At 72.0% G+C, this 12,499-nt stretch carries 11 protein-coding genes; 7 read left to right on the top strand and 4 right to left on the bottom strand.

Features of this window, described 5'->3' with window-relative positions; genetic code table 11:
• Window positions 1-99 precede the first annotated feature (99 nt).
• Entirely contained in the window at window positions 100-2,403 is a 2,304-nt protein-coding gene (locus AMY39116_RS0327770; protein WP_020420878.1) for a pyruvate dehydrogenase E1, read from the top strand.
• Here the strand turns inward: AMY39116_RS0327770 and AMY39116_RS0327765 are convergent, their stop codons facing one another.
• Window positions 2,404-3,006 carry a maleylpyruvate isomerase family mycothiol-dependent enzyme gene (locus AMY39116_RS0327765; RefSeq protein ID WP_020420877.1) on the bottom strand — a complete coding sequence of 201 codons (603 nt, stop codon included), beginning with the start codon at window positions 3,004-3,006 and terminating at the stop codon, window positions 2,404-2,406.
• A 243-nt stretch (window positions 3,007-3,249) separates the two neighbouring features.
• Here AMY39116_RS0327765 and AMY39116_RS0327755 point away from each other — a divergent pair, with 243 nt between their 5' ends.
• Complete coding sequence (locus AMY39116_RS0327755; protein WP_020420875.1) at window positions 3,250-4,110, top strand: RNA polymerase sigma-70 factor; 861 nt, start codon at window positions 3,250-3,252, stop codon at window positions 4,108-4,110.
• A gap of 2 nt (window positions 4,111-4,112) precedes the next feature.
• Here the strand turns inward: AMY39116_RS0327755 and AMY39116_RS0327750 are convergent, their stop codons facing one another.
• Complete coding sequence (locus AMY39116_RS0327750; protein WP_027936268.1) at window positions 4,113-4,766, bottom strand: hypothetical protein; 654 nt, start codon at window positions 4,764-4,766, stop codon at window positions 4,113-4,115.
• A gap of 140 nt (window positions 4,767-4,906) precedes the next feature.
• On the opposite strand from AMY39116_RS0327750, the gene AMY39116_RS0327745 reads away from it, so the two are divergent.
• The 3 genes from AMY39116_RS0327745 to AMY39116_RS0327735 all read left to right on the top strand — a co-directional run bounded on the left by AMY39116_RS0327745 (window position 4,907) and on the right by AMY39116_RS0327735 (window position 8,805).
• A complete protein-coding gene (locus AMY39116_RS0327745; protein WP_020420873.1) occupies window positions 4,907-6,106 on the top strand; it encodes a HupE/UreJ family protein in 1,200 nt (399 codons plus the stop codon).
• 121 nt (window positions 6,107-6,227) lie between these two features.
• The gene (locus tag AMY39116_RS0327740) at window positions 6,228-7,784 is read left to right on the top strand and encodes a metallophosphoesterase family protein (RefSeq protein ID WP_084506167.1); all 1,557 of its coding nucleotides are present in this window, start codon (window positions 6,228-6,230) and stop codon (window positions 7,782-7,784) included.
• A 58-nt stretch (window positions 7,785-7,842) separates the two neighbouring features.
• Window positions 7,843-8,805 carry a WxL protein peptidoglycan domain-containing protein gene (locus AMY39116_RS0327735; RefSeq protein ID WP_020420871.1) on the top strand — a complete coding sequence of 321 codons (963 nt, stop codon included), beginning with the start codon at window positions 7,843-7,845 and terminating at the stop codon, window positions 8,803-8,805.
• Between the two features lie 7 nt (window positions 8,806-8,812).
• Here AMY39116_RS0327735 and AMY39116_RS0327730 read toward each other — a convergent pair whose 3' ends face one another.
• Entirely contained in the window at window positions 8,813-9,724 is a 912-nt protein-coding gene (locus tag AMY39116_RS0327730) for an NADP-dependent oxidoreductase (RefSeq protein ID WP_027936267.1), read from the bottom strand.
• Between the two features lie 89 nt (window positions 9,725-9,813).
• On the opposite strand from AMY39116_RS0327730, the gene AMY39116_RS0327725 reads away from it, so the two are divergent.
• Entirely contained in the window at window positions 9,814-10,305 is a 492-nt protein-coding gene (locus AMY39116_RS0327725) for a MarR family winged helix-turn-helix transcriptional regulator (protein ID WP_020420869.1), read from the top strand.
• 4 nt (window positions 10,306-10,309) lie between these two features.
• On the opposite strand, the gene AMY39116_RS0327720 is transcribed toward AMY39116_RS0327725, so the two are convergent.
• Window positions 10,310-11,518: a YncE family protein gene (locus AMY39116_RS0327720; protein WP_020420868.1), complete on the bottom strand. Its 1,209-nt coding sequence runs from the start codon at window positions 11,516-11,518 to the stop codon at window positions 10,310-10,312.
• Between the two features lie 143 nt (window positions 11,519-11,661).
• Between AMY39116_RS0327720 and AMY39116_RS0327715 the strand changes: the two genes are divergently transcribed.
• Window positions 11,662-12,414: an NPP1 family protein gene (locus AMY39116_RS0327715; RefSeq protein ID WP_027936266.1), complete on the top strand. Its 753-nt coding sequence runs from the start codon at window positions 11,662-11,664 to the stop codon at window positions 12,412-12,414.
• The last annotated feature ends 85 nt before the right edge of the window (window positions 12,415-12,499 follow it).

Here is a 12,499-nt window from a genome sequence, read left to right as displayed (position 1 = left end):
GCGCTGGGCAGATTGCTCAATTTCCAGCCGGGGTGTTGAGCAACAGTTCAGCAGGTTGGTTCACTGTGAGCAACCTGCACCCGGATCGAGGACGGCCCGATGAGCACCCCCACCACGACCACACCCGCCACCGACGTGCTGCGCGCGGTCGAGGACCGGGTGCTGTGGCTGTCCAGCGCGATCATCCACCACGCCAACCGCGTGCGCCCGAACCCGTCCGGCCTCAAGGTCGGCGGCCACCAGGCGTCGTCGGCGTCGATGGTCTCCATCATGACCGCCCTGTGGTTCAACCACCTCCGCCCGGCGGACCGCGTCTCGGTCAAGCCGCACGCCTCGCCGGTGCTGCACGCGATCAACCACCTGCTCGGCGAGCTGGACGCGTCCTACCTGCCGCGGCTGCGCGAGTTCGGCGGGCTGCAGAGCTACCCCAGCCGCACCAAGGACCCCGACCCGGCCGACTACTCGACCGGCTCGGTCGGCATCGGCGCCACCGCCCCGATCTGGGGCGCCGTCTCCCGGCGCTACGTCGACACCAAGTTCGGTGGCGCCGGCACCGGCCGCCAGTACTCGCTCGTCGGCGACGCCGAACTGGACGAGGGCGCGGTCTGGGAGGCCGTCCTCGACCCGGGGGTGGCCGAGCTCGGCGAGATCGTCTGGATCGTCGACCTCAACCGCCAGTCCCTGGACCGCGTCGTGCCCAACATCGCCGCCGACAAGCTGCAGGGCATGTTCGCCGCCGCGGGCTGGCAGGTCATCGTCCTCAAGTACGGCCGCCTGCTGGAAGAACTGTTCACCCGCCCCGGCGGCGCGGAACTGCGGCAGCGCATCGACGCCATGCCCAACCCGGAGTACCAGCGCCTGCTGCGCTGCCACGCCGCCGAACTGCGCCGCCGGCTTCCCGGTGACAGCCCCGCCATCGCGGCCCTGCTCGACGACCTCGACGACACCACCCTCACCGACGCGATCGCCAACCTCGGCGGGCACGACCTCACCGCACTCGACCAGGCCTTCGCCGCGATCGACGACACCCGCCCGACGGTCGTCTTCGCCTACACGATCAAGGGCCACGGCCTGGCCACCAAGGGCCACCCGCAGAACCACTCCGCCCTGCTCACCGACGCCCAGATGCGGGAACTCGCCGAGCGGCTGGGCACCGACCTCGACGACCCCTGGCGCCCCTTCGCCGACGGCAGCCCCGAACAGGAGCTCTGCCGGGCCACCGCGAAACGCTTGCGCCGCCCGGAAATCCCGGCCGCGGCTCCGCCGCCGGTGCCGTCCGACTTCGGCCGCACCCCGACCGGCACCGCGACCACCCAGGCCGCGCTGGGCCGCGCCCTGCTCGACCTCACCCGCGAAGCCCCGGACACCGCGCGCCGCGTCGTCACGGTCAGCCCCGACGTCAGCTCCACCACCAACCTCGGCGGCTGGGTCAACAAGGTCGGCGTCTGGTCCGTCCAGGAACGACCGGACTGGTTCGCCGACGACAGCGAAACCATCCTGCACTGGCGGGAACGGCCGACCGGCCAGCACATCGAACTGGGCATCGCCGAGACCAACCTCGTCGGCCTGCTCGGCGAGCTCGGCGCCACCTGGAGCCGCTGGGGCCAGCCGCTGCTGCCCATCGGCGTGCTCTACGACCCGTTCGTCGAGCGCGCGCTCGAACCGTGGTCCTACGGCATCTACGCCGGCGGCCAGTCCATCCTCATCGGCACCCCGTCCGGCGTGACCCTCGCCCCCGAGGGCGGCGCCCACCAGTCCATCAAGACCCCGTCGATCGGACTGGAACAGCCCGGCTGCCTCTCCTACGAACCCGCGTTCGCGATCGACGCCGAGTGGACGCTGCTCGCGGCGATGGCGCAGCTCGGCAAGCCCGGCGGCAGCTCGGCCTACCTGCGGCTGTCCACCCGCCCGGTCGACCAGAGCCTCGCCGACGTGCCGTCGGACCCGGCCGCCCGCGAACGCCGACGCCGCCAGGTCGTCGCCGGCGCGTATCCGCTGCGCCGCGCGGAGGGCGCGGCCGTCACCATCGCCGTGATGGGCGCGCTCGTGCCCGAGGCCCTCGACGCCGCGGCCCGGCTCGACCAGATCGGCGTTCCGGCCGACGTCGTGTGCGTGACCAGCCCCGACCTGCTCCACCGCGCGGTCCGGGCCCGGCAGGGCCACGAACGGGCCGACACCTGGATCCTGGACGCCGCCTTCCCCGCCGACCGCGCCGCTCCCCTGGTGACCGTCCTGGATGGACATCCGCACACGCTGGCGTTCCTCGCCACGATCAACCGCGTCCGGACGACGGCGCTCGGCGTGACGGGCTTCGGCCAGTCCGGCTCGCTCGAAGACGTCTACCGGCACCACGGCCTGGACAGCGACAGCATCGTCCGCGCCGCGCTCGACGTCACCGGCTGACTACCGCAGGCCGGTGAGGTGCGCCCGCGCGGCCGGGCGCCCGGCGAACAGCAGCATGATCGCCCACGCCGGGCCGCTCACCTCGGGGCCGTCGCCCGCCGACCAGCCGGTGTCGGTGGCCCGGTAGTGGCGCCCGCCGAAGTGCCGGCGCGCGTGGAACATGCGCGGCTTGTCCCACAGCCGCTGCGCGACGTGGGCGGCGGCATCCGGCGGCACGGCGAGTGACCGGCCCAGCGGCAATGCGATGTCCAGGCCGTGGACGAGGATGTCGATCAGCACCTCCTCCAGGCCGATGCCGGGCGGGATGCGGCGGAACCCGGCCAGGTCCCGGATCTCCGCCACCAGCTCGGGCGCGGGCTTGCGGTAGGCGCAGGCGGCGTCGTGGATGGCGCGGTCGATGTTGCCGCGCGCCCGGATCGCCCCGGCGAGCGCGTCCCGCAACCGGATCCGGTACTGGCTGGCCAGGTGCGCCGCGACGTCCCGCACCGTCCACCCCTCGCACAGCGACGGGTGGGCCCATTCGTCGTCGGTCAGGTCGTCCAGCAGGTCCGCGATCGCCACGCGCTGGGTGTCGACGGCCCGCCACAGGTCGGCGTCGTCCATGCTCCTAGGTCGCGGCGAGCGGGCCCGCTGTTAGAGCAGGACCTGCCGCCGTCCACGGCGAGCGTCGCCAGCCTTGCCGACCTGGGCGTCGAGCGTGCGGGTGGTGCTGTAGTCGAAGGTGCTCATTAGGGTGAGCGACGACTGAACGGGAGCCGCACATCATCGCGGACGGCCGGCGGGAGCGGTGATGTCACATCCGGACGGCCGCCGGTGTCTGGATGGGCAACGACCAGAGGAGGAACGTTGACCGACCCGTTCGTCACCCACCGCAGCCTGCTGTTCACCGTGGCCTACGAGATGCTCGGCTCCGCCGCCGACGCCGAGGACGTCGTGCAGGAGACCTGGCTGCGCTGGGCCGACGTGGACCAGGCGGAGGTGCGGGACCCGCGGGCCTACCTGGTCCGCGTGGTGACGCGGCAGGCGCTGAACCGGCTCCGCTCGGTGTACCGGCGGCGCGAGGACTACATCGGCGAGTGGCTGCCCGAACCGCTGCTCACCACCCCCGACGTGGCCGAGGACGTGGAGCTCGCGGAGAACGTGTCGATCGCGATGCTCACCGTCCTGGAGACGCTGGGGCCGGCCGAGCGGGCGGTGTTCGTGCTGCACGACGTGTTCGACGTGCCCTACGGCGAGATCGCCGAGGCGCTCGGCAAGAGCACCGCCGCGGTGCGGCAGATCGCGCACCGCGCCCGCGAGCACGTCGCCGCCCGGCGGCCGCGCATGCAGGTCGACCGGGCGCAGCAGGAGGCGGCCGTGGAGCGCTTCCTCGCCGCCGTGTCCAACGGCGACGTGCAGGGCCTGGTCGACGTGCTCGCCCCGGACGTGGTCGTGATCTCCGACGGCGGCGGCGTGGTGCCCGCCGCGCGCAAGCCGGTCGTCGGCGCCGAGCGGGTCGCGACGCTGCTCGCGCGCGCCGCCGAGCTCACCGGCTTCACCGCGAGCGCGACCTGGGTCAACGGCATGCCGGGCGTCCGGCTCGACGTGGCTGGCGCCGCCGCCGCGCTGAGCCTCGTCGTCGAGGACGGCCGGATCACCCGCATCTACGGCATCAACAACCCGCACAAGCTGGGCTGGCTGGACAAGGTGGCCGAGCTGCGGCGGTGACCCTACGGGAGCCGGACGACGATGCCCGTCAGGTGGTTGAGGACGCTCGCCACGCCGGCCCGGACCGCGGCGGCGGCCCGGGCGGGCGTGAACGACGCCGCGTCGAAGGAGGAGGACATGTCCAGGCCTTCGCCGCGGAAGGAGGCGCCGGGCCAGTTCGCCGCCGTCACGTTCTCCGTCGGCTCGGCCAGTTCCGCGCCGAGCACCAGGAACTGCTGGTCCAGGTGGCTGGCGGTGACCAGCGCGAGCGGGTCGACCAGCGCGTTGCCCGCCGCGATGATCAGGTCCGGCTTCAGGTCCATCGCCCGGCTGATGCCCGGGACGTAGTCGTCCGGCCCGGTGGCCGTGACCGTCTTCAGGCTGACCTCTTCCGCCTCCGCCCACGCGGTCACGGCGTCGGTGAGCGTCTTCGTCGGCGCGTCGTCCCCCGCGGTGAGCAGGACGACGCGGTAACCGGGCGCCGGGTGCACGCCGTCCCACGAGCCGGGGCTCGGGGTGATCGTCGCCTCCGGGGTGGGCGGCGCGGTCACGAAGCCGGGCGCGAGTGTCCCGACCGGACCAGGCGCCGCGTGTGGTCCGGACCAGTCGTCGGCCGGGCCGCACCCGGTCAGCAGCACGGCGATCGCGGCGAGCACACCGGCAGCGGGAACGCGCACGGGAATCTTCCTCCACGGGGACAGGGGATGTCCCATTCCTACCCGGTCAGCGGCGGCGCGGCGGCTGTCGTCGGGATCCGTCCGCCGCCTGTTCGCCCGGCAGCCGTCGGCCGTTCACCTCCGGCGAGCAGTGTGCGGACATGTCCCGCCCCCTCAGACGCGCCGCTTTCGCTGTCGCCGCCGCGGCCGTGGCTCTCGTCCTGACCGCCGCGCCGGCCGCCGCGCACGGGTTCACCTCGACCGTCTACGCCGGACTCACCTCGCCCGGACCCGGGCACGTCCGCGTCGAACTGGGACTGGAGTACGACCTGCTGGTCGTCTCCGCCGCCGACTACGAGGACGACGATCCGCTGTTCCACCAGGGCACCGCGGCGTTCGAGGCCCGTGATCCCGTCGCGCAGGCCGCCGCACTGGACGCGCACGCCGGCACTGTCCTGAAGTACGTGGCGGAGCGCTTCGCCGTGACCGCGCAGGGCAGCGCCTGCACCCCGGTGCAGGACGGCGGATTCACCATGGAGGAACGGGAAGGCGTCCCGTACGCCCGTCTCGTCCTGGATGTCCGGTGTCCGATTTCGACGGTGCACGAGGTCCGCAGTGGACTGTTCCCCGACGGCGAAGGCTACGTCCGCGACACCAAGACCATCGTGACCTACGACCTGGACCTGGCCTCGGGCAGCGCCGCGCTGGACGCGGCGCACCCGTCGTTCTCCACCGAACAGTCCGGGGCGCAGCGGTTCTGGGAGTTCTTCCGGCTGGGCGCCGAGCACCTGCTCACCGGGATCGACCACATCCTGTTCCTGCTGGCGCTGATCGCCGGTTCCCGCCGCCCGCGCGAGATCGTGCTGGCGGCCACCACGTTCACGCTCGCCCACTCGATCACCTTCATCCTCGCCGCGCTCGGGGCAGTCCGGGTGCCGGACGCGTTCGTCGAACCGGTGATCGCGTTGTCGATCGCGATCGTCGCCGCCTGGCCGCTGTGGCGGTGGTGGCGGCGCGGCGCGGACGCGATCGATCTGGAGGCGTCCGGCCGCTTCGCGCTGGACCGCACCGGGTGGGCGCGCCTCGGGGTGACGTTCTGCTTCGGACTCGTGCACGGACTCGGTTTCGCCGGCGCGCTGGGCATCGAGCAGGCGTGGTCGTGGTCGCTGCTGTGGTCGCTGCTGGTGTTCAACGTCGGCATCGAGGTGGTGCAGCTGGCGATCATCGCGATCGCCTTCCCGTTGCTGGCGCTGCTGCGCCGCCGCTCGCCGGTCGTCGGCCGCTGGGCCACCGGCGCGATCGCCGCGGGCGTGACGGTGATGGGGCTTTTGTGGTTCGCCGAGCGGATTTCCGGTCTGTGACCTCACGTTCTTCGAGGACCGGACACCGGTGCGACCGGTTCCGTTCACCTGCGCCACACGGACGCGGACGACGCTCCAGTCGATCTTCCCAACCCCGTCGAATCCGAAACGGACGGAACTGATGAAAAACTCCAGATCGGGCGATCGGCGTCGCGTGGCCCGCGGCGCCGCCGCGGCGGTCCTCGGCGTCACGGTGGTGTTCGGCAGCAGTCTGGTCACCACGGCCGGCGCCGCCGAAACCGCCAAGCCGGCCGGGATCGTCCTGGGCGTCGGCGCCACCGAGTCGCAGCGCGTCGTGAGCTGGTACACCTCGGCGAACACCGCCCAGGTCGTGCAGGTCGCCCCGGCGTCCAAGGTGCGCAACGGGCAATTCCCCCGCAACGCCACCACGTTCCCCGCCACCGTCGCCGCGAACACGGTCAACGGCGGCTACAACGGGCACGCCACCATCAACGGCCTGAAGCAGAACACCGAGTACGCCTACCGCGTCGGCACCGAGGGCGGCTGGTCGCCCGTCTACACGTTCCGCACGCAGAAGTTCAAGGGCGACTTCGACTTCCTGTTCTTCGGCGACCCGCAGATCGGCTCGTCCGGCGACACCGCCCGCGACGGCGCGGGCTGGGCGGACACGCTGAACGTGGCGCTGACCGCGAACCCGGACGCCGAGCTGCTGGTCTCCGGCGGCGACCAGGTCGAGTCGGCGAACAACGAGACGCAGTGGGACGCGTTCCTCGCCTCCGACAGGCTGCGCCAGTACCCGTGGGCGGCCACGATCGGCAACCACGACGTCGGCGGCAAGGCCTACGAGCAGCACTTCTGGACCCCGAACACGGACCGCTCCGCGCCGTTCTACAACGGTGACGCCGCGGCGCGCTCCGGCGGCGACTACTGGTACGTCTACAAGGACGTGCTGTTCGTCGACCTGAACAGCAACGCCTACGCCGCCGGTTCGGACGAGGCGCACATCGGCTACGTCACCGACGTGATCCACGAGCACGGCAAGGACGCCAAGCACATCGTGCTCGTCTACCACCACTCGATCTACTCGCCCGCCGACCACGCCAACGACACGGACAACCAGCAGCGCCGCAAGGACTTCCCCACCGCGTTCTCCAACCTCGGGGTCGACCTGGTCCTGCAGGGCCACGACCACAGCTACTCGCGCAGCTACGAGATCAAGAACGGGCAGAAGGCGAACCCGGCCGAGCAGCCCGGCGCCACGCAGGTGGTCCAGGGCCCGGGCGGCGTCATCTACGTGACGGCGAACTCGGCGTCCGGCTCGAAGTACTACGACCTGACCGCGCCGGACACCAGCAAGGACCCGGACTACGGTCCGGACCCGCTGAATCCGGACCACCACTGGGCCAACTCGGTGGAGAACCAGGAGCACGTCCGCACCTACGTGAAGGTCCAGGTGCGCGACGACAAGCTCGTGGTCGAGAACGTGCGCAGCGGCACCTGTGCGGCGCCGAACGCCGCGGTGGAGCTGGGCCGGGTGTCGTGGTGCGGGCCGGACAGCGGCGCGACGCCCGCGCGGCCGGTCGGCTCGCTCGTCGACAAGGTGGTCATCCACACCACCGGCGACCGGGGTCACGGCCACGGTGGCAAGCCCGGCCGTCCCGACTGGGTCGGCCAGGAGCCGAGGGACGGCAAGGCCACCGTCACCGCGCTGAGCTGAGTTTTCCACCGGGCGGGCGTCCCCCGGGGCGCCCGCCCTCTCCGGTTAGGACTGTCCCATGCTGACTCTTCGAGCCGCCGCCGCGGCGGCGGCCGCGTTGTTCGCCGTGCTGACGGGCGCGGTGCCCGCCGCCGCGCAGGACGACGTGCCCTGGTCGGTGGCGACGGCCGACGGCGAGTTCGGCTCGGACCGGGTGAACTACAACTACACCCTGGACCCGGGCGAACAGCTCACGGACGGCCTGATCGTCACCAACAACGGCAGTGCGCCGCTCGAACTGGCCGTCTACGCCGCCGACGCGTTCACCACCGCGCAGGGCAAGCTGGACCTCCTCACCCGGGACACCGCGTCGACGGGTGTCGGCGCGTGGGTGTCCCCGGCGACCGGCAGCGTGACCGTCCAACCGGGACAGACGATCGAGGTGCCGTTCACGCTGGCGGTGCCCGCCGGAGCGACGCCGGGCGACCGGATGGGCGGCATCGTGACGTCGCTGGTCCAGGACGGTGTGGAGCGGCGGGTGGGCATCCGGATCCGGCTGCGCGTCGGGGGCGCGCTGGCGCCCGGTGTCTCGGCCGAGGACGTCCGCGTGGACTACTCGGGTGGCGACGCGGTGCTGACGTACACGGTGCACAACACCGGGAACGCGATCGTCGCGGTGCGGCAGTCGGCCTCGGTGTCGGGGCCGTTCGGCAGCTGGTCCCGCGCGGCGGATCCGGTCGCCGACACGCCGTCCCTGCTGCCCGGCGAGAAGTGGCCGGTCTCGGTGCCGGTGCACGGGGTGGTGCCCGCGGTGTGGTTGGCCGGGAGCGTCACGCTCACCCCGCTGCTTCCCGACGCGGCCGGTTCGACGGCGGTGCTGCCCGCCGTGGCGGCCACCGGGAACGGGTGGGCAGTGCCGTGGGTGCCGCTGGTGATCGTCCTCTGTGGACTGGTGGTGGTCGTGTTCCTGGTCCGGCGCCGGACCAGGAACCGCAAGGGGGCTCCCCGGGAGGAGCCCGCCGAGCCGGTGCCCACCGCCTGACCGCCGGTCAGGGCACGAGCACCGTCTTGCCGGCGAGCTTCCCGGCGCCGGCCGCCTCGTGGACCGCGGGCAGTTCGGCAAGCGGGCGGCGGTCGGCGACGTGGATGCGCAGCCGCCCGGCGTCGACCTCCTCCGCGAGGTGCCGGAGCTGCCCGGCGTCGCTGCGGACGAACACCCGCTCGGCGCGCACGCCGCGGGCCTCGTCGGGTTCCGGCGGCGTCGCGCTGGTCACCACGATCCCGCCCGCGCCCACGAGCGGGGTCAGCTCGGGCGGGGTCTCTGGCGCCAGGTTCAGCACCACGTCGACCGGCTCCCGCACCTCGCCGAACGCCTCGCGGCCGACGACCTGCGCCGCGCCGTAGGACCACAGCCGGCCGGCGTGCTCGTCGCGGGCGGTGGCGATGACCGTCGCCCCGGCCTGAGCCGCGAGCTGCACCGCGTAACCACCGACCGCGCCGCCCGCGCCGTGCACCAGCACGCGCTGTCCCGGCCGCACCTGGCCGAGCTCGAACAGCCCCTGCCACGCGGTGAGGCCCACCACCGGAAGCGCCGCCGCGTCGGCCAGCGGGACGGACTCCGGCGCGGCCGCCAGCACCTCGGCCGGGGCCAGTACGTACTCGGCGGCCGCGCCGCCGTCGACGATCGGCAGGAACCCGATCACCGCGTCGCCGCGCCGGAAGCCGGTCACGCCGTCGCCGGTCTCCTCGACGGTCCCGGACACGTCCACGCCCGGGGTGTGGGGCAGGCGCACCGGGAAGACCTCCCGCAGCACACCCGCGCGGACCAGGGCGTCCACGCCGTTGAAGCTGGTGCCCGCGACCCGCACCAGCACCTGACCCGGCCCTGGCTGGGGCCGCTCGGCCTCCTCGTGGCGCAGGACGTCCGGGCCGCCGTACTCGCTGTACCGCACTGCTCTCATGATCACTCCTCGATTCGACGTTTGCTCCGAATTCGAAGCACCTCCCGACCATAGCACGCTTCGAAGTCGAAGCAAGTAGAATTCCGGGCGTGAGCCACGACGCACTCGACTCGGAGCAGCTGGACGCGTACTTCGCGCTGATGGAGGTCAGCAGCCTCCTGCAGCACGCGGTGGAGCAGCAGCTGCGCGCGAGCGGGCCGCTGAGCTGGGTGCAGTTCCAGATCCTCGCCCGGCTCGCGAACTCCCCCGGCGGCAGCCAGCGGATGACCGACCTGGCCGACGGGGTCGTCTACAGCCGCAGCGGCCTGACCTACCAGGCCGGGCTGCTGGACAAGGCCGGGCTGGTCACCCGCCGCCAGTCCGAGGACGACGAGCGCAGCGTGACGGTGACGATCACCGACGCCGGCCGGGACATGGTGAACCGCGTCCTGCCCGGCCACGTCGACGTGGTGCGCACGATGCTGTTCGAGGGGCTGTCCCGGCGGGACCTCACCACGCTGAGCGGCATCCTGAGCGGGGTGCGCGAGCGGATGCGCGCCGCTCCGCCGCGCTCGGCCACCGCGCGCCGCAAGAAGACCTGACCGGTCAGACCCCGGTCCAGCCAGCCGGGAGGTGGGCCAGCCGCACCCGCTGCGGGTGGTCGCCCACCGGCACGGACGTGATCTTCTGCCCGGTCGCGAAGTCGATCGCGGTCACCTGGTCGGTCCCGCTCTCGGAGATGACGCACGCGGCGCCGTCGCCGCTGACCGTGGCCCAGTACGGCTTCCTCGCCGTCACCAGCGGGCCCTCCCGCAGGGTGGCGCGGTCGACCACCGTCGCGTAGTCGTCCATCGTGCCCGCCACGCACAGCTTCGTGCCCGCGGGGTTCATCGACAGGCCGTGGTGGCGCGAGTCGTTGACGAACGTGGTGCGGTCGTCGCTGGTCGCCGGGTTCTTCGGCAGCGTCTTCACGCGGGTGATCCGGTCGCCGGGCACGTCGTACTCGAAGAAGCCGTTGAAGAACGACACCTGGAAGTAGAGCACCGACTCGTCCGGGCTGAACGCGACCGGGCGCACGGCGTCGGAGTGGTCGGCCCCGAAGGCGTCCAGCCGCGGCCGCATGTCGATGATCCGCACCTGCCGGAACGTAGTGGCGTCGACCACGGTGATGCGGCGATCGCCCTTCAGCGGGTCCAGGAACGGCGCGTCGAGGTCGTTGTTGACCTCCCCGATGGACATGTTCCACAGGTAGCGGCCGTCGGCGGAGAAAACGTTTTCGTGCGGCTTGTCGCCGGTGGCGAACGAGCCCAGTTCCGCGCCGGTGCGGATGTCCAGCACGTGCACCCGGTTGCTGGTGGACGCCGACACCGCGACCCGCAGCCCGTCCGGCGAGACGGCCATGTGGTCGGCGCGGAAACCGGAGACCGGGAAGCGCCAGTTGATCGCGCCGGTGCCGGTGTCGATCGAGACCACGTCGGCGAAACTGGGGCGGGACACCACGATCGCGGAGCCGTCGGGGGTGGAGTACATGTCGTCGACGAACTGGTCGTGCCCCTCGCCCACGGTCTCGCGGATGCCCAGGAAGAACGCGAGCCGGACCGGGTTGAGGTAGATCTCGCGCAGCCGCTCGTCCTTGTCCGGGACGACGTCGATCCGGCCGATGCGGTGGAAGTCCCCGGTCGAGGCGAGGACGTCGGCCGTGCCCTCCCAGTTGTTGCCGACGAGCAGGACCTCCTGCAGGGCCGGCTCGGCGGTGGCGGCCGTGGGCGCGGCGGCGAGCATGAGGGCACCGAGCAGGAACGCGCGAGCACGCATGGTCTTCCTCCGTTGGAAGCGGCTACCTACTGGAGAGTAGCGCAACTCGGGAGCGGTCCGTAAGCACTTGTTCACGCGCGGGACCACCGGCTGTGGATCGATCCCGGTACTTTCCCACGAGATCGCCGAGGGAAAGGTCAGTCATGCGCGCGAGAAGAGCCGCTGTCGTCACCGTGATCGCGACCCTGTTCACCGTCCTGCTGCCCGCCGCCGCGTGGGCCGAGCCGCCGAAAGCGCTTCCCGCGAGCTACGCCGCCGAGGACGGCAAGTGGCAGCCCGCGTTCGACTACGACGGCGACGGCTGCTACCCGACGCCCGCCATCGGCCCGGACGGCACGCTCAACCCGGGGCTCAACAACTCCGGCGCCCTGAACGGCAACTGCCACGACCAGTCCGATTTGGACAACACGAACTCGTACTCGCGGTCGAAGTGCAACAACGGCTGGTGCGCCTACGTCTACGACCTGTACTTCGAGAAGGACCAGGCGGTGCCGGGCATCGACTGCTGCGGGCACCGGCACGACATCGAGCACGTGGTGGTCTGGGTGCAGGGCGGCCAGGCGGAGTACGTGTCGGTGTCCGCGCACGGCGAGTACTCCACCTACCCGCGCGCGCAGGTCGGCTGGGAGGGCACGCACGCGAAGGTCGTCTACCACAAGGACGGCGCGAGCACGCACTGCTTCCGCCTCGCGGGGATGACCGAGACGCCGGAAAACCACTACGGCACGTGGCAGTACCCGGACCTGGTGAGCTGGGACAACTACCCGGCGGGCATCCGCGACCGGTTGATGGGTGCGGACTTCGGATCCGCGAGCTTCGCGATCAAGGACAGTGCGTTCGCGAGCAACCTGGCGAAAGCCAAGCCGGCGGGGATTCCGTTCGATCCGGCTGCGTAGGACTGGTTGACGGACAGCGAGTTCCGGACGGTTGATGAGGGCGGCTCGCACCGCCCTCACCAACCGGATCAAGCCGCCCGGCGCT

The sequence above is a fragment of the Amycolatopsis sp. ATCC 39116 genome (assembly GCF_000231075.2).
Taxonomy (GTDB): Bacteria; Actinomycetota; Actinomycetes; order Mycobacteriales; family Pseudonocardiaceae; genus Amycolatopsis_E; species Amycolatopsis_E tucumanensis.
The sequence above is the reverse complement of the archived record's forward strand: the minus strand, read 5'-3'. Positions and strand labels throughout refer to the sequence as shown.